The organism is Pseudomonas sp. S2_A10 (assembly GCF_054668465.1).
Genome location: NZ_CP162773.1, coordinates 1661069 through 1677327, shown reverse-complemented (window position 1 = coordinate 1677327; position 16259 = coordinate 1661069). Strand labels below are relative to the sequence as shown.

At 61.0% G+C, this 16259-nt stretch carries 14 protein-coding genes; 7 read left to right on the top strand and 7 right to left on the bottom strand.

From position 1 onward, the window contains the following. Positions 1–44: 44 nt before the first annotated feature. The 3 genes from AB4N41_RS07750 (at position 45) to rhtB (ending at position 3323) form a co-directional block, all read left to right on the top strand. A complete protein-coding gene (locus AB4N41_RS07750; RefSeq protein WP_056791667.1) occupies positions 45–1955 on the top strand; it encodes an ATP-binding cassette domain-containing protein in 1911 nt (636 codons plus the stop codon). Beyond that, positions 1955–2536: a mechanosensitive ion channel family protein gene (locus AB4N41_RS07745; RefSeq protein ID WP_056791670.1), complete on the top strand. Its 582-nt coding sequence runs from the start codon at positions 1955–1957 to the stop codon at positions 2534–2536. Before AB4N41_RS07750 ends, AB4N41_RS07745 begins: the two co-directional genes overlap by 1 nt. 154 nt (positions 2537–2690) lie before the next feature. Continuing rightward, the gene (rhtB, locus tag AB4N41_RS07740; RefSeq protein ID WP_024014759.1) at positions 2691–3323 is read left to right on the top strand and encodes a homoserine/homoserine lactone efflux protein; all 633 of its coding nucleotides are present in this window, start codon (positions 2691–2693) and stop codon (positions 3321–3323) included. A 169-nt stretch (positions 3324–3492) separates the two neighbouring features. Here rhtB and AB4N41_RS07735 read toward each other — a convergent pair whose 3' ends face one another. The 5 genes from AB4N41_RS07735 to AB4N41_RS07715 form a co-directional block, all read right to left on the bottom strand. Then, complete coding sequence (locus AB4N41_RS07735; protein WP_236167750.1) at positions 3493–4239, bottom strand: penicillin-binding protein activator LpoB; 747 nt, start codon at positions 4237–4239, stop codon at positions 3493–3495. 3 nt (positions 4240–4242) lie between these two features. Continuing rightward, positions 4243–4830 carry a penicillin-binding protein activator LpoB gene (gene lpoB / locus AB4N41_RS07730; RefSeq protein ID WP_016772610.1) on the bottom strand — a complete coding sequence of 196 codons (588 nt, stop codon included), beginning with the start codon at positions 4828–4830 and terminating at the stop codon, positions 4243–4245. Positions 4831–4866: 36 nt separating this feature from the next. Continuing rightward, positions 4867–5238, bottom strand: a complete 372-nt coding sequence (locus tag AB4N41_RS07725) for a YcfL family protein (protein WP_016772611.1) — start codon at positions 5236–5238, stop codon at positions 4867–4869. 16 nt (positions 5239–5254) lie between these two features. Continuing rightward, positions 5255–6649 carry a COG3014 family protein gene (locus AB4N41_RS07720; RefSeq protein WP_056791673.1) on the bottom strand — a complete coding sequence of 465 codons (1395 nt, stop codon included), beginning with the start codon at positions 6647–6649 and terminating at the stop codon, positions 5255–5257. Positions 6650–6855: 206 nt separating this feature from the next. Further along, complete coding sequence (locus AB4N41_RS07715) at positions 6856–8262, bottom strand: COG3014 family protein (protein WP_150637080.1); 1407 nt, start codon at positions 8260–8262, stop codon at positions 6856–6858. Positions 8263–8504: 242 nt separating this feature from the next. On the opposite strand from AB4N41_RS07715, the gene AB4N41_RS07710 reads away from it, so the two are divergent. Further along, the gene (locus AB4N41_RS07710; protein ID WP_095181268.1) at positions 8505–10403 is read left to right on the top strand and encodes an FTR1 family protein; all 1899 of its coding nucleotides are present in this window, start codon (positions 8505–8507) and stop codon (positions 10401–10403) included. Between the two features lie 102 nt (positions 10404–10505). Next, positions 10506–10961 (top strand): YaiI/YqxD family protein, encoded by a 456-nt coding sequence (locus AB4N41_RS07705; RefSeq protein ID WP_041476910.1) that lies wholly within the window; start codon positions 10506–10508, stop codon positions 10959–10961. Between the two features lie 104 nt (positions 10962–11065). On the opposite strand, the gene elbB is transcribed toward AB4N41_RS07705, so the two are convergent. Both elbB and AB4N41_RS07695 read right to left on the bottom strand, forming a co-directional pair. Further along, positions 11066–11734, bottom strand: coding sequence for an isoprenoid biosynthesis glyoxalase ElbB (gene elbB / locus AB4N41_RS07700; protein WP_460138376.1), 669 nt, complete (start codon positions 11732–11734; stop codon positions 11066–11068). Between the two features lie 167 nt (positions 11735–11901). After that, positions 11902–12561 carry a DedA family protein gene (locus AB4N41_RS07695; protein WP_056791681.1) on the bottom strand — a complete coding sequence of 220 codons (660 nt, stop codon included), beginning with the start codon at positions 12559–12561 and terminating at the stop codon, positions 11902–11904. Between the two features lie 207 nt (positions 12562–12768). On the opposite strand from AB4N41_RS07695, the gene hemB reads away from it, so the two are divergent. Beyond that, on the top strand, positions 12769–13782 hold the full coding sequence (gene hemB / locus AB4N41_RS07690) for a porphobilinogen synthase (RefSeq protein WP_041476908.1): 1014 nt from the start codon (positions 12769–12771) through the stop codon (positions 13780–13782). A gap of 18 nt (positions 13783–13800) precedes the next feature. Next, positions 13801–16026, top strand: coding sequence for a polyphosphate kinase 1 (gene ppk1, locus AB4N41_RS07685; protein WP_101161521.1), 2226 nt, complete (start codon positions 13801–13803; stop codon positions 16024–16026). The last annotated feature ends 233 nt before the right edge of the window (positions 16027–16259 follow it).

Sequence of the window (16259 nt, the reverse complement as noted above, 5' to 3'; positions counted from 1 at the left end):
ACTCGCGCCAGTTGTGAGCGAAGCTGGTAGACTCCGCCGCCATTATGATCCGACTTCAGAACCTGACTTTACAGCGTGGCCCGCAACGTCTGCTAGAAGACGCCGAGCTGACCCTGCACGCCGGCCACAAAGCCGGCCTTATCGGTGCCAACGGTGCCGGCAAATCCAGCCTGTTCGCCCTGCTGCGCGGCGAGTTGCACCCGGATTCGGGCGACTGCCTGCTGCCGGCCGACTGGCGTATCGCGCACATGCGCCAGGAGGTCGACACCCTCGAACGCCTGGCGGTCGATTATGTGCTCGATGGCGACCTGCGTCTGCGCGAGGTGCAACGCGAGCTTGCCGCCGCCGAGCAGGCCCATGACGGCACCGCACTGGCGCGCCTGCACGCTGAACTCGACAGCGCCGACGGCTACACCGCCGATGCGCGGGCGCGCAAGCTGCTCGCCGGTCTTGGGTTCACCAATGAGCAGATGGATCGTCAGGTAGGAGATTTCTCCGGTGGCTGGCGGATGCGTCTGAATCTGGCGCAGGCACTGATGTGCCCGTCGGATCTGCTGCTGCTCGATGAACCGACCAACCACTTGGATCTCGACGCGATCATCTGGCTCGAAGAGTGGCTGAAGAGTTATCCGGGCACCTTGCTGCTGATTTCCCACGACCGGGATTTCCTCGACGAAGTGGTCGATCACGTCGCCCATGTCGATCAGCGCAAACTGACCCTCTACCGCGGCGGCTACACCGCCTTCGAACGCGCCCGTGCCGAGCGTCTGGCCCAGCAGCAACAGGCCTACGAGAAGCAGCAGGCGCAGCGTGCGCACATGGAAAGCTACATCGCTCGCTTCAAGGCGCAAGCGACCAAGGCCCGTCAGGCGCAGAGCCGGATCAAGGCGCTGGAGCGCATGGAAGAATTGTCGGCGGCCCACGTCGATTCGCCGTTCGACTTTGTCTTCCGCGAGTCGACCAAGATCTCCAGTCCGCTGATCGACCTGTCCGATGCACGCCTGGGTTATGGCGACAAGACCATCCTCGAGAAGGTCAAGCTGCAACTGACCCCGGGTGCGCGGATCGGTCTGCTTGGGCCGAACGGTGCGGGTAAATCGACGCTGATCAAGAACCTCGCCGGCGAGCTCGAACCGCTGGCCGGGCGCCTGACCCGTGGCGAAAACACCGTGGTCGGCTACTTCGCCCAGCATCAGCTCGATTCGCTGGACTCCAAGGCCAGCCCGTTGCTGCACTTGCAGCGCCTCGCGCCGGGTGAGCGCGAGCAGACCTTGCGCGACTTCCTTGGCGGCTTCGACTTCCGGGGTGCGCGCATCGATGAGCCGGTGCTGAATTTCTCCGGTGGCGAGAAGGCGCGTCTGGCCCTCGCGTTGATCGCCTGGGAACGGCCGAACCTGCTGCTGCTCGACGAACCGACCAACCACCTCGACCTGGAAATGCGTCTGGCGCTGACCATGGCCCTGCAGGAATTCAGCGGTGCGGTGCTAGTGGTTTCTCACGATCGGCACTTGCTCAAGAGCACCACCGACAACTTCTATCTGGTCGCTGACGGCAAGGTCGAAGAGTTCGACGGCGATCTCGAAGACTACGCGCGCTGGCTGGTGGAATACCGTCAGCGCAATGCGCCGGTCAGCAACACGCCGGTCAACCCGGACAAGACCGACAAGAAAGCGCAGCGCCAGGCGGCGGCAGCGTTGCGTCAGCAACTGGCGCCGCACAAGCGCGAGGCCGACAAGCTCGAAGCCGAGCTGGGCAAGCTCCACGAGAAACTGGCCAAGGTCGATGCCAGCCTCGGTGACAGCGATATTTACGAGCCGGCGCGCAAGAATGAATTGCGTGATCTGCTCGCCGAACAGGCCAAATTGAAGGTGCGTGAAGCCGAGCTGGAAGAAGCCTGGATGGAAGCGCTGGAAACCCTGGAAAGCATGCAGGCGGAGCTGGAGGCGTTGTCCTGATGGAAGCCTTCAAGCTGCCTTTCTCGGCGGTGTGGGTCGAACCGCTGTGGTTCACCGCGCAGATTCTGCTGATTCTGCTGGCCGGTTACCTGACCCAGCGTTTCGTCGCCAAAGGCCTCACTCGCCTGGGTGAGCGCTATCCGTTTCCGCCGCAGTTGCTGATGCCGCTACGCGGCGTGTTGCGCTGGCTGATCATGGGCAGCGCGCTGCTTTTCGTGCTTGAGCGCCTCGGCGTTTCGGCCACGGTGCTGTGGACGGCGCTGTCGGGATTTGTCGCGGTGGCGGCGGTGGCGTTCTTCGCCATGTGGAGCGTGCTGTCGAACCTGCTCTGCGCGATTCTGATCTTCACCGTCGGGCCGTTCCGCCTCGGCGACGTAGTCGAGCTCGTGGATACCACCGACAAGCCTGGCGTCAAAGGCCGGGTGATCGCGATCAATCTGCTCTACACCACGCTGGTCGAGGCCGAAGAGTTGGGCACCGGCAGCGCCATGGTGCAGGTGCCGAACAGCCTGTTCTTCCAGCGTTCGGTGCGGCGTTGGCGCGGGACAGATGTGTTTCCGTCGAGTGGCTTTGAGAAGTAGCTTTTCCAGCAAGATCAAAAGATCGCAGCCTTCGGCAGCTCCTACATTTGGAATACGATCCCTGTAGGAGCTGCCGAAGGCTGCGATCTTTTGCTTTTAGCCCCAAACAGCATTAGTTTTGACGACTTGTCACAAGCATCAGCCGAGGTGTGCGATGGAGCTTCAAACATGGCTGGCATTTTTTGCCGCCTGCTGGGTGATCAGCCTGTCCCCGGGCGCGGGCGCCATCGCGTCGATGTCCAGCGGTCTGCAGTACGGATTCTGGCGCGGCTACTGGAACGCACTGGGCCTGCAGATCGGTCTGGCGGTGCAGATCGCGATTGTCGGCGCGGGTGTTGGCGCTGTGCTCACCGCTTCGGCCACAGCATTCCATGCGATCAAATGGTTCGGTGTCGCCTATCTGGTTTACCTGGCGATCAAGCAATGGCGGGCGCTGCCCATGGACATGAGCGATGACGCCGCAGTGCGGCCGATCGGCAAGCCGCTGGCTTTGGTGTTTCGCGGCTTTCTGGTGAACATCAGCAACCCCAAGGCGTTGGTGTTCATGCTCGCGGTGTTGCCGCAGTTCATCAATCCCCATGCGCCGCTGCTGATTCAGTATGTGGTGATCGGCGTGACCATGGTTTTCGTCGATCTGATTGTCATGGCCGGCTACACCGGACTGGCGTCGAAGGTGCTGCGCCTGTTGCGCACGCCCAAGCAGCAGAAACGCATGAACCGCACCTTTGCCGGGTTATTCATTGGCGCGGCGGCGTTCATGGCGACGTTGCGCAAAGCGGCGGCGTAAACCGCTCGGACAGAAAAAAGGCGACCTCAAGAGGTCGCCTTTTTCATTTCTACCGAGACATCGGGGCAAGCGAGCTTTTCTTGAATCAATAGCGAGGGCCGCTTCGCGACCCAACGGGGATAAATCCCCTCGCCACAGAGCCCTTCGCCACAAAAGTCCTCAGATCGGCTCAGCGTAAAATCACCGGCGCCGTATCACGCGGCAGATTATTGCGCTGCGGCGCTTCACGCGGCTGCTCATAACCGTCACCGCCACCGAGTTGCATGCTCAGTTGCCCGGCCACGTCTTCGCCCAAGGCCTTCGACACCTCACGCACCACCCGCGGACGGTTCAGCGAGATCTTGATGTCGCGATGGTTCACCAGTTTGGTGTCCTGCGCTTCGCCCATCGCCGTGAAGGCCGAGGTGATCTCGTAGGTCTTGGTATTGATCAGGCTGAAATCCGCCACCAGCGTCAGGCCCAGCACTGCCGAGTAGCTGTCGGTGTGCGCCAGCTCGTTGATGTCCTGGGTGAAATCGATGTCGGACACGGTGCCGAACAGCACGTAGTCGGCGCCTTTGAAGTTGCCGGCCTTGATGCGCTTGATCATGTCATACACGTCGCCTTTGGATGAGGCGGTATACGGCGTGCCCTGCACCAGCTGGAACATGCCGGTACGCAGGATTTCACCCTTGATGTCGCCGGTGAATTTGCGCAACTCGCCCTGTTCGATGTAGCTGGTGGTCGCTTCGATCTCGTTGTAGCTCGAAGAACCGCTGGCGCTGTAGTAACTCTCGCGGTGATTGCTCTGCGCCGAAACGATGTGGATGTATTGCTCCACGCGCTCCTGATACGCCAGATCCGTCACCGCTACCTTCGGGGCCGCCTGCGCGCTGAACGCGCAAGCCAGGGCCATCATGCCAATCCATGTGCGCATCGATTAACGCTCCGTGGTTTTGCGGATCTCTTTTTCGTCCATCCACTCGGCCAGACCGCTTTCGACGTCGATCAACTGCAGGCTGAATTTGTAGAAGACGTCCTTGTAGTCGCTGCTGCGCTTGACGATCGAGCTGATCGAGCCTTCGATGCGGTACTTGGCGGCAACCATGTTGCCGGTCTTGGCCACGGTGCTTTTCTTGTACAGGCCGCTCTGGTTTTGCAGCTTGAGCTGGTCGACCTGGCTCTGCATTGCATTGTTGTCGCTGGCGAAGCGCGCAACACCGGTTTTCATCAGTTGGGTCTTGATGCTGGTGGTGATTTCGCGGGTGTCGATGTACTCGCTGGTCTTGTTCTTCACATCGTAGACCTGAACCACCGGACGGCCCTGCAGAATGCCGGACTGGGCCAGCGAGCGGGTCATCGACTCGGCGATCATTTGCAGGTCGGTCGAACCGAATTCGTTGGTCACGGTTTCAACCGCTTTGGTGTCGCCGTAGCTGATGTTCTTGCTGCCCAGGGTCGGCGAGGTGTTGGCGCAACCGGAGGCGAGCAGGGCGATGACGGCGATGCAGGAAAAGCGTGCAAACATGAGAAAGCTCTCTCAATCAGAAATAGGGTGGCGGGCTTAAGGCGTCTTGATTTCCAGACGGAAATCCACGGCTTTCGGGGTCGGGGCGATGGCCTGAATGAAGCTGGTCTGGGCGCCGTACATCATCTGGCTTTTCCACACTTCTTCTTCGGCAACCGGGAAACCTTCGGCGCCGAGCCAGGCGAAGCGGTAGTAGAAAATCTTGTTGCTGTTAAGGGTGTTGCTCAACTGCACGTTGACGGTCATGAAGCCGTTTTCACGAGCCACGCGCATGGCGCCGACGACGATGTGTTTCTGCGGGCCCATGGCCACGACTTTGCTCGCGGCGCTGCCCGGCTCAGGTGGTGGCGGGGTGGCGCAGCCTGCCAGCAAGGCGAGGGCGGCGACGGCGATGATCTTCAAGCGCATTGCAAAGACTCCGTTCTTAAGGTTGTTTGAGGCTGGCGACGTTGGTCGCGGCAGCGCTCGGCATTACGTGAGCAGCGATGCCGCCAGCGAATACCTGGTTGCCCACGGCACGCAGGCTGATCACTTGGTAACGCTGGTCGACGGTGACCTTGACCACCGAGCCGCCGACGGCGCTCGGCAGGGTAACCTGATGCTCACCTTTTTTCAGGCGCAGACGCACCACTTGGGTGTTGTCCGGCAGGGTGCGCCATGTACGGGTATCGGCACCTTCGAGCACTGCTGAAGAAATACCCACAGCGAGACCGGCCAGCGGATTGGTTTCGTTGATCTGCTTCTGCGCCACGCCTTTGGTGATCGCGCGCACGGTGGTGCGCACGATGATCCCCGGCATGTCATCACGCAGAGCGCGGCGGGACATGGCGGTGGTGCTGTTCAGTGCGGTCAGGTCGACCTGCTTGCCGTCGACGCCGATCTGCGCAAAAGGCGCGGTGGAGGTGTCCGGTTTGATGATCGGGAACGACAACGGGGTGATCACCACGTTGTTGGAAATCGGCAGCGGCAGCGGTACGCGAATCGAGTCACGGGCCGGGGCCAGACCGCTCTGCACGACGATGAGAATGTCGCTGTCATCGGATTTGGAAGGCTTGTCGAGGTTGACCAGCGCCTGCTCGAGCAGCGGCGTGTTCGGGCGCAATTCGGCAGCCTTGCGATAACCCGGCGCGGCCAGATCCTTCTCGCCCAGGGCTTCGTAAACGAAACCGGCCAGGTAATGGCTGAACGCACTCTGGTAGCTGTTTTTCAGGCCGACCACTTCCGGCGCGTCGAGGCTGGCCACCGGATAACCCTGCAGATCCTTGTACTGGGTCTTGATGCCTTCTTTCTCGGCCTGTTCTTCGCTCTTGAGGTATTCCTTGTCGCGCAGGTCAGCGATCACTGCTTCGCGTTCGTGAGTCTTTTTGATCGCCGTGCGGGCACCATCGAAATCGTTGACCGCCAACAGGTTCAGAGCCATCTGCGTGGTCAGCATGACTTTTTCGTAGTCATAGCCTTCGTAGCGACGCACCTTGTCGTTGACGATGAAGCTGCCGAACTGCGCCAGGTACTTGGCCGAGTCGAGCTTGACCGCGTCTTCCCATTGACCGACCACCTGATCGGCGCTGCCCCACGCGTTCTGGCTGCCTGACAGGTCGCCCTTGGCGCGCAGCAGTTCGCCTTTCTCGAAGTAATAGAGCAGGTCTTTGTCGGTGCCGGTGTTGTTCTTTTCCAGCAGGGTCAGCGCGGCGTCGACGTTGCCGGATGCCAGTTGCTGATTGGTCTGGGCCAGTTCGGAATCGTAGTTGCGAAACGCTGCGCAGCCGGACAACAGCGTGACGGCGCTGAGCGCGAGCAGCATGGGAGCGCGGAATGCCATGGGTACTTCTTCCCTGAGTAACAAAACTTGCAGCCGCGTGTGCTGGTCGGGCTGGTGTGACCTATCGACGGTGGCGCTGGCCTCCTGCCAATTCCTCATGCGTGAGGAGCTTTTGATGCCGGCTCGCTGGGCGAGGGCGCGGCATTATAAACGTGGGGTGATGGCTATGTAATAGCTTTTTGGGTGCATTTTCAGATGCGGTGCCATCACTTCTCCGCAGAAGCGGGTGTATCCGACGCGGGTTTTTGATTCGGTACAAAGGCTGATCCGACGGTATAGACCTGATCCCGGAATACCCGCAGGTGCAGAATCTGGCGGTCCTGGTCGACGCGCATTTCAAAAGGGTGGTCGATGGACGCAGGCGCAAAACGGAAGGTATGCAGGCCTTTTTTCAAGCGCAGGCGGGCGACCAGCGTCTTGTCCGGCAACGCTCGCCATGTGCGGGTGTCGGCTTCTTCGAACGGATCATGCTGAGTGACGATCAACGAGGCTTTCGCCGGGTTGCGCTCGTTTTCCTGCGCTTGACCGATGGCGGCCATGTTGGCGCGGAACATCGCCCGCGAGATGATTTGCGGCATGTCGTCGCGCAGTGTGCGCATGGACATATCGGTCACGCTATTGATCACTACCAACGGCTGTTTGCGACCGTCTACGGTGATATGGCTGAAGTTGGGTGTGACCGCGTCCGGCACCATCACCGGGAATGAAATGGGCGCAATGATGACCAGCGTTTCGTTCAGACGAACCGGGATCGGCACCTGCACGGAGCTGCGAGCCGGGGCCAGGCCACTCTGGATAATCAGCAACACATCGCTTTCATCGGCTTTCGCTGGCGGTTTGTCGAGATTGCGCAGGGCCTTTTGCAGCAAGGGCATATCCGGCCGCAGTTCGATCGCCTGACGATAACCGGCCGCCGCGAGGGCGCGTTCGCCGAGGGCTTCATAGGTGAATCCGGCCAGATAGTGGCTGAACGCACTCTGATAGCCGTTTTTCAGCTCAACGACCTGCGGCGCATCAAGCAAGGCGACCGGGTAGCCTTCCAGTTCCTTGTAATGGAGAACTTTGCCTTGAGCTTTTGCCTGTTCCTCGGCCGCTTCGTATTGCTTTTCACGCTGGCGGGCGATCAATGCTTCGCGTTCGTGGGTTTTCCTGATGTCTGCGCGGGCGCCGGCAAAGTCATTGACGGATAGCTGGTTCAAGGCCATTTGCGTAGTCAACATGACCTTTTCGTAATCGTAGCCTTCATAGCGCCGCAGCTTGTCGTTGACCAGCATCGTGCCCATTTCATCACCGAAACGGGCCAGTAATTTCATCGCGCCGGACGGGTTGGCTTCCTCGCGCTGGAAGATCATGCGGTCGGCATTGCGCCAGGCGTCCTGGCTGTCGGGCAGGGCACTGCCAGCGCTGAGGATCGCGCCTTTTTCCAGGTAATACAGCAGATCCTTGTCTTCCCACGGGTTGTTCATTTCCACCAGTGCCAGAGCCCCGGTCAGATTGCCCCGGGTCATTTGCTCGGTGGTCTGCTGCATTTCAAGATCGTAGTTGCGATAGGCGGCACAACCGCTCAACTGAACAGCGACGCAAAGCAGCAAAACGAACGGAAGACTCCGCATTGAGGTTGATTCCTTGCGCGCAAATGCTCTGGGGCGGGCAGTATAAAGTGGATGGTGGCAAATGGCTGCGATCTTGATCGAGCGTCAATCGGCAGCGGGCAGTGCGGCAATACTCGGCGACAAACGCTGCTGCCGTCTGCCGGGTATTTCCTGCCAATCAAAGCGAAACGCCGACAAAGCTTGAGAGAAATGTCTTCGAAGTGAACAATATGTAACTTCGCATTTCCATTTGAGATTCGTTCATGACTGCCTCGTCCCGATTGCTGGCCTGGCTGCTGTTCCCGTTATTGTCCCTGAGCAGCCTGCCGCTGCTGGCCGATACCGTGGAAGGCGCGCCGCAAGCGTTGCACCTGCTCGATTACATCAGTGCCGATTACCCGCCGACGGTCGCGGCAGGCAAAGTCATCGACGATGGCGAATACCGCGAGCAGCTGGAATTCACCCAGGTTCTGCAAGGCTTGATCACTGCATTGCCAGCCAAACCGGAAAAAGCCGCGCTGGAACAGGGCGTCGAATCTTTGCACGCCGCCATCACTGCGAAGCAGGACGGTGCTGATGTCGCCCGTCAGGCCCGACAGCTGGGGGCGAAACTGGCGGTGGCTTATGAAGTCAGCCAGGCACCGATCATCACTCCGGACCCGACACGCGGTGCGCCGCTGTATGCGCAAAATTGCTCGGTGTGCCACGGCGACACTGGTGCTGGCGACGGCCCGGCCGGTGTCGGTCTGACCCCTGCGCCAGCCAACCTGCGCGACGCTGCGCGGATGGATCACCTGAGTCTGTACGCGATCTACAGCACCCTCGGCCAGGGCGTCGAAGGCACCGACATGCCGGCGTTCGCCGATCAGCTCGATGATCGCCAGCGCTGGGATCTGGCCACCTACATCGCCGGCTTCAGCGCCGATGCGGCGGCCGCCAAGTCCGACAAGGTCTACAACATCGCCGACCTGGCCCGCCAGACCCCGGCCGAGGTGCAGGCTGCCGAGGGCGCAGAGGTCGCGGCGACGTTCCGTGCCCAGCGCGCGCAACCGCCGCAGGTCAAGCGCGGTCCGGCGCAGTTGCTCGATTACACCGCCGCCACGCTGGACAAAAGCCTCGCGGCCTACCGCGCCGGTGAACACGATCAGGCCTATGACCTGTCGGTGGCGGCGTATCTGGAAGGCTTCGAACTGGTCGAAAGCTCGCTGGATAACGTCGATGCCAACGTGCGCAAGGACACCGAAAAATCGCTGATGGCGTATCGGCAGTCATTGCAGGATGGTCTGCCGGTCGAGCAGGCCGAACAGCGTCTGGACGCGGCCAAAGCCAAACTCAAGGAATCCGCCGGCCTGCTGGGCAGCGATGGTCTGAGCTGGTCGCTGAGCTTCATCTCCGGCCTGCTGATTCTGCTGCGCGAAGGCCTGGAAGCGATTCTGGTGCTGGCGGCGATCCTCGCCTTCCTGCGCAATACCGGTCAGCAATCGGCAGTACGCAGTGTCAACGTTGGCTGGGGTCTGGCACTGCTGGCAGGTCTGGGTACCTGGGCACTGGCGGCGTACGTCATCGACGTCAGCGGTTCGCAGCGTGAGTTGCTGGAAGGCGCCACCGCGCTGTTTGCCAGCGTCATGGTGTTGTGGCTCGGCGTGTGGATGCATGACCGCCGTCATGCGGCGGCCTGGCAGGATTACATCAAAAGCAGTCTGGTCGGCGGCGGTGGACGTTTCGGCTTTGCGATCCTGGCGTTCTTCTCGGTCTATCGCGAGTTGTTTGAAGTGATCCTGTTCTACGAAACCCTGTGGCTGCAGGCCGGTCCAGCCGGGCACAACGCCGTGCTGGCCGGCGGCGCGACGGCGCTGGTGCTGCTGGTCGGCCTGGCCTGGGTGATTCTGCGCGGCTCGGCGAAACTGCCGCTGACGCTGTTCTTCAGCATCAACGCCGCGCTGTTGTGCGCGCTGTCGGTGGTGTTTGCCGGGCATGGCGTGAAGGCCTTGCAGGAAGCCGGGATCTTCGGCACACGGCCGGTCGCGTTCTTTGAATTCGACTGGCTGGGGATCCATGCCGATGCCTATTCGCTGACCGCGCAGGTGGTGGCGATTGTGGCGATTGCTGTGCTGTATGGGCGCAGTTGGGTGGCGGAGAAGCGTCGGGTTTCGGCTGCATAAAGGCATTCGCTGCGCTCATATTCGCGAGCAGGCTCGCTCCCACAGGTTCGGTATGTATCCTGTGGGAGCGAGCCTGCTCGCGAATTTTTTGGAGGCAAGAACATGCGTGTATGGATTGATGCCGACGCCTGTCCACGGGCGGCGAAGGATCTTGTAGTGAAATTCGCCCTCAAGCGCCAGTTCGAAGTGGTGCTGGTAGCCGGGCAGCCGCAGACCAAGCCGGGGCTGGCCATCGTCAAACTGATCGTGGTGCCGAGCGGGCCGGATGCGGCGGATGATTATCTGGTCGAGCACGCCGTGCCGGGCGAGCTGGTGATCTGCAGCGATATTCCGCTGGCCGATCGGCTGGTCAAGAAGGGCGTGGCGGCACTGGATCCGCGCGGCAAGGAGTTCGATGCGCAGAACATGGGCGAGCGGCTGGCGGTGCGGAATCTGTTCACCGATCTCAGGGAGCAGGGCCAGATGAGCGGCGGCCCGGCGCCGTTTGGCGAGCGCGAGAAGCAGGCGTTTGCCAATGCGCTGGATCGGATTCTCACCCGGCTCACCCGCAAGCCCTGAAAAGATCGCAGCCTGCGGCAGCTCCTACAGGGGCGGTGTATGCCGCAATATCACGGCGCGACACGAAACCTGTAGGAGCTGCCGAAGGCTGCGATCTTTTGATTTCAAGCGTCGTTTTCGTGGGTCAGTTCGAGCACGCGGTCGACCAGTTTGTTGATCCCCGAAGCCGCTTCACTGATGGTCTGCGCCAGCATGTACGCCGGGGTGGTGACCAGTTTGCGCGCCTTGTCTTCGACGATTTCGGTGACGGCGCACTCTTCGTGGGTGGCGCCCATCTTGTTCATGGCCGCAGCGGTGTCGGCGTCGTTGCCGATTGTGCAGGTCACGCCCGGGCCATAGATTTTCGCCGCCAGCGCCGGGGAGATGCAGATCAGCCCGACCGGTTTGCCCGCTTCGGCAAATGCTTCGGCCAGGGCCAGCACTTCAGGTTGCACGGTGCAGCCGGCGCCTTCGATCGCGAAGTTCGACAGGTTCTTTGCCGCGCCGAAACCGCCGGGCACGATCAGTGCGTCGAAATCCTCGACATCGGCGTCGCGGATATCCTTGACGTTGCCCCGGGTAATCCGCGCCGATTCCACCAGTACGTTGCGCGATTCCGGCATTTCTTCGCCGGTCAGGTGGTTGATCACATGCAATTGCGCGATGTTTGGCGCGAAGCACTGCACCTGTGCGCCGCGCTGGTCGAGGCGCAGCAGGGTGATGACACTTTCCTGGATTTCGGCGCCGTCGTACACGCCACTGCCGGACAGGATCACTGCAACTTTTTTGCTCATGGGCTTCTCTCCAGATTCATGGCGCTCAATGTCCCTTAAATCGTCGCGCGTGGCCATAGGGGCATGGCTGACGCGCGCGGGAACAGAGCGCTCTCTCAATGGATCGCAACGGCGGCGGGGTGTTCATTATTTGCCTGGAATGCGCGTGGCAGCCGCCAGCGAATGGCTTATTCGGCTGGCGTTTTCGGTCCGGCAGGAGGGGTCGCTTCGGCCTGACGCAATTGCTCGGCCTCGGCGGCCTTGGCGAGCTGCTCGTCCTGATAGATTTTCTTTGCCAGTTGCGCATTCTTGAAGCGGCGCCGCAGCCACAGGCCCAGCCCGAGGATCAGCAAGGCGCCGAGCACCCACAGCTCGTACTTCTTGATGCTGCCGAGCATGCCTTCCAGCACTGCGCCGAAGTGGTAAGCCGCCGCAGCCAGTGCGGTGGCCCAGATCGCCGCGCCGATACCGTTGAGCAGCAGGTAACGTCCCGGTGGATAACCGGACAGGCCGATCGCCACCGGCATCACGGTGCGCAGGCCATAAACGAAGCGGAAGCTCAGGACCCAGATGTCCGGATGTTTGCGGATGTGCTCCAGCGCGCGGTCGCCCATCATCTGCCAGCGCGGCTTGCGCGCAAGCAATTTGCGCCCGTGCTTGCGCCCCAGGAAGTACCACAGCTGATCGCCGGCATAGCTGCCGAAGAACGCCACAACCACCACCAGGTTGATGTCCATGTATCCACGGAACGCAAGGAAGCCTGCGAGCACCAGAATGGTTTCGCCTTCGAAGAACGTGCCGAGGAACAAGGCAAAGTAGCCAAAGTCGTGCAGAAATTGTTGGAGCATTGTCTGGGTGCTGGCGAAATGAACGCGCAGCCTAACCCTTCGGGCACATTCATGAAAGTGTCCAAATGTGTCTCGACGTGAACATTTCCTACATCGACAATGGATTGCGGCTACCTGTCACAGAGCACACATAACTGTCATCTGTTAGTCATAATGGCCGTCTATAACTGTCACGCTCGCCCGTTTGCCCGGGCTCAGGAGTCTGCCGTGAGCTTTACCCCCGCCAATCGTCTGTTCCCAGCCACTCGTCTGCGTCGCAATCGTCGTGATGATTTTTCGCGGCGGCTGGTGCGTGAAAACGTATTGACGGTCGATGACCTGATCCTGCCGGTGTTCGTGCTCGACGGTGAAAACCGCCGCGAAGCCGTGGCCTCGATGCCGGGCGTCGAGCGACTGACCATTGATCTGCTGCTTGAAGAAGCGGCGAAATGGGTCGAGCTGGGCATTCCGGCGCTGGCGCTGTTCCCGGTCACGCCGCCTGAACTGAAATCCCTCGATGCTGCCGAAGCGTGGAATCCCGAAGGCATCGCCCAGCGCGCCACTCGCGCCCTGCGTGAGCGGTTCCCGGAGCTGGGCGTGATCACTGACGTGGCGCTGGACCCGTTCACCACCCACGGTCAGGACGGCATTCTCGACGAAGACGGCTACGTGCAGAACGACATCACCGTCGATGCGCTGGTGCGTCAGGCGTTGTCCCACGCCGAAGCCGGCGCGCAGGTGGTGGCGCCATCGGACATGATGGACGGCCGCATCCAGGCGATACGTGAGGCGCTGGAAATTGCCGGCCACGTCAACGTGCGCATCATGGCCTACTCGGCCAAATACGCCAGCGCCTACTACGGCCCTTTCCGCGATGCCGTGGGTTCGGCGTCGAACCTCGGCAAGGCCAACAAGGCCTCTTATCAGATGGACCCGGCCAACAGCGACGAAGCGCTGCACGAAGTCGGTGCGGACTTGTCCGAAGGCGCGGACATGGTCATGGTCAAACCGGGCATGCCCTACCTGGACATTCTTTTTCGCGTCAAAGATGCCTTCAAGGTGCCGACCTTCGTCTATCAGGTCAGTGGCGAATACGCCATGCACATGGCCGCTATCCAGAATGGCTGGTTGAGCGAAGCGGTGATCCTCGAGTCACTGACCGCCTTTAAACGTGCCGGTGCAGATGGCATCCTGACTTACTTTGCCGTTCGTGCCGCTCAATTGTTACGAGAGCAGAAATAGCCCTCCCAGGAACATTCCATGAATACCGAAGGACTCACTGAAGTTGCCGTAAAAGAAGCTCAGCCGGTGGTCGAGCAAATCACCGAAACCCCGCCGGAACTGGAGCCTGCGCCACCCGCGCCGGTTGCCGAAACCGCTGCGGCGGTGCCGGCGATCGCCATCCCCGGCCTGGATGACAGCAGCCTGTACATCCACCGCGAGCTTTCGCAATTGCAGTTCAACATCCGCGTGCTGGAACAGGCGCTGGACGAGTCCTACCCGTTGCTGGAGCGGCTGAAGTTCCTGCTGATCTTCTCCAGCAACCTCGACGAATTCTTCGAGATCCGCGTCGCCGGGCTGAAAAAGCAGATCACTTTTGCCCGCGAACAGGCCGGTGCTGACGGCTTGCAGCCGCATCAGGCGCTGGCGCGGATCAGCGAGCTGGTCCACGGTCACGTCGACCGCCAGTACGCGATCCTTAACGATATTCTGCTGCCCGAGCTGGAAAAGCATCAGGTGCGCTTCATCCGTCGGCGCAACTGGACGACCAAGCTCAAGACTTGGGTACGCCGCTATTTCCGCGACGAGATCGCGCCGATCATCACCCCGATCGGCCTCGACCCGACGCACCCGTTCCCGCTGCTGGTGAACAAGAGTCTGAACTTCATCGTCGAGCTCGAAGGCATCGACGCCTTCGGGCGCGACTCCGGTCTGGCGATCATTCCGGCGCCACGTCTGCTGCCGCGGATCATCAAGGTCCCGGAAGAAGTCGGCGGCGCTGGCGACAACTATGTATTCCTGTCGTCGATGATCCACGCCCACGCCGATGACCTGTTCCAGGGCATGAAGGTCAAAGGCTGCTACCAGTTCCGTCTGACCCGAAACGCCGACCTGGCGCTCGACTCCGAAGACGTCGAAGACCTGGCCCGCGCCCTGCGTGGCGAGTTGTTCTCGCGGCGCTACGGTGACGCGGTGCGTCTGGAAGTTGCCGACACCTGCCCGAAACACCTCTCGGACTATCTGCTCAAGCAGTTCAACCTGAGCGAGACCGAGCTGTATCAGGTCAACGGCCCGGTCAACCTGACTCGCCTGTTCAGCATCACCGGTCTGGACAGCCATCCAGAGCTGCAATACACGCCGTTCACCCCGCAGATCCCGAAACTGCTGCAGAACAGCGAAAACATCTTCAGTGTGGTCAGCAAGCAGGACATCCTCTTGCTGCACCCGTTCGAGTCGTTCACGCCGGTGGTCGACCTGCTGCGTCAGGCCGCGAAAGACCCGCATGTATTGGCCGTACGGCAAACGCTGTACCGCTCCGGCGCCAACTCGGAGATCGTCGATGCGCTGGTCGACGCCGCGCGTAACGGCAAGGAGGTCACCGCGGTGATCGAGCTGCGTGCGCGCTTTGACGAGGAATCCAACCTGCAACTGGCCAGCCGTCTGCAAGCGGCGGGCGCAGTGGTGATCTACGGCGTGGTCGGCTTCAAGACCCACGCCAAGATGATGCTGATCCTGCGCCGTGAGGCTGGCGAGATCGTCCGTTATGCGCATCTCGGTACCGGCAACTACCACGCCGGTAATGCCAAGCTCTACACCGACTACAGCCTGCTGACCTCCGACGACGCCTTGTGTGAGGACGTCGGCAAACTGTTCAGCCAGTTGATCGGCATGGGCAAGACGCTGCGCATGAAAAAGCTGCTGCATGCGCCGTTCACCCTGAAGAAGGGCATGCTCGACATGATTGCCCGCGAAACCCAGTTTGCCCTCGAAGGCAAACCGGCGCACATCATCGCCAAGTTCAACTCGCTGACCGATCCGAAGATCATCCGCGCGCTGTACAAGGCCAGCCAGTCCGGCGTGCGCATCGATCTGGTGGTGCGCGGCATGTGCTGCCTGCGTCCGGGCATCGCCGGGGTCTCGCACAACATTCATGTGCGCTCGATCATTGGCCGCTTCCTTGAGCACACGCGGGTGTTCTACTTCCTCAACGGCGGCGACGAGCAGATGTTCCTCTCCAGCGCCGACTGGATGGAGCGCAACCTCGACAAGCGCGTCGAGACCTGCTTCCCGGTGGAAGGCAAGAAACTGCTGACTCGGGTCAAGAAGGAGCTGGAGCTGTACCTGACCGACAACACCCACAGCTGGAGTTTGCAGTCGGACGGCCGCTACATCCGCAACACACCCACCGGCAACCAGAACCCGCGCAGTGCCCAGGCGACGTTGCTGGAGCGGCTGGGCAGCCCGATATTGCCTGTCAGCAGTTAAGTGCCGAAGGTCAAAAGCCCCTCACCCTAACCCTCTCCCGGAGGGAGAGGGGACTGACCGAGGTGTCTTGCGTCATACACTGACCTGAAATACCTGATCGAACTCTGGCCTCAACGCTAGTACAAATCGGCTCCCTCTCCCTCGGGAGAGGGCTGGGGTGAGGGGAGAGCTACACCGCCGCTCTCAAGCCAAACCCAATAAAAAGGCGATCCTAACGGATCGCCTTTTTTGTG

Coding starts and splice junctions, on each gene's coding strand:
- lpoB (WP_016772610.1), bottom strand. CDS start 4,830: ATGTTTGCACGCTTTTCCTGCATCGCCGTCATCGCCCTGCTCGCCTCC.
- AB4N41_RS07695 (WP_056791681.1), bottom strand. CDS start 12,561: ATGCTCCAACAATTTCTGCACGACTTTGGCTACTTTGCCTTGTTCCTC.
- rhtB (WP_024014759.1), top strand. CDS start 2,691: ATGGAGCTTCAAACATGGCTGGCATTTTTTGCCGCCTGCTGGGTGATC.
- elbB (WP_460138376.1), bottom strand. CDS start 11,734: ATGAGCAAAAAAGTTGCAGTGATCCTGTCCGGCAGTGGCGTGTACGAC.
- AB4N41_RS07745 (WP_056791670.1), top strand. CDS start 1,955: ATGGAAGCCTTCAAGCTGCCTTTCTCGGCGGTGTGGGTCGAACCGCTG.
- AB4N41_RS07710 (WP_095181268.1), top strand. CDS start 8,505: ATGACTGCCTCGTCCCGATTGCTGGCCTGGCTGCTGTTCCCGTTATTG.
- AB4N41_RS07715 (WP_150637080.1), bottom strand. CDS start 8,262: ATGCGGAGTCTTCCGTTCGTTTTGCTGCTTTGCGTCGCTGTTCAGTTG.
- AB4N41_RS07720 (WP_056791673.1), bottom strand. CDS start 6,649: ATGGCATTCCGCGCTCCCATGCTGCTCGCGCTCAGCGCCGTCACGCTG.
- AB4N41_RS07735 (WP_236167750.1), bottom strand. CDS start 4,239: ATGCGCACATGGATTGGCATGATGGCCCTGGCTTGCGCGTTCAGCGCG.
- AB4N41_RS07750 (WP_056791667.1), top strand. CDS start 45: ATGATCCGACTTCAGAACCTGACTTTACAGCGTGGCCCGCAACGTCTG.
- AB4N41_RS07725 (WP_016772611.1), bottom strand. CDS start 5,238: ATGCGCTTGAAGATCATCGCCGTCGCCGCCCTCGCCTTGCTGGCAGGC.
- ppk1 (WP_101161521.1), top strand. CDS start 13,801: ATGAATACCGAAGGACTCACTGAAGTTGCCGTAAAAGAAGCTCAGCCG.
- AB4N41_RS07705 (WP_041476910.1), top strand. CDS start 10,506: ATGCGTGTATGGATTGATGCCGACGCCTGTCCACGGGCGGCGAAGGAT.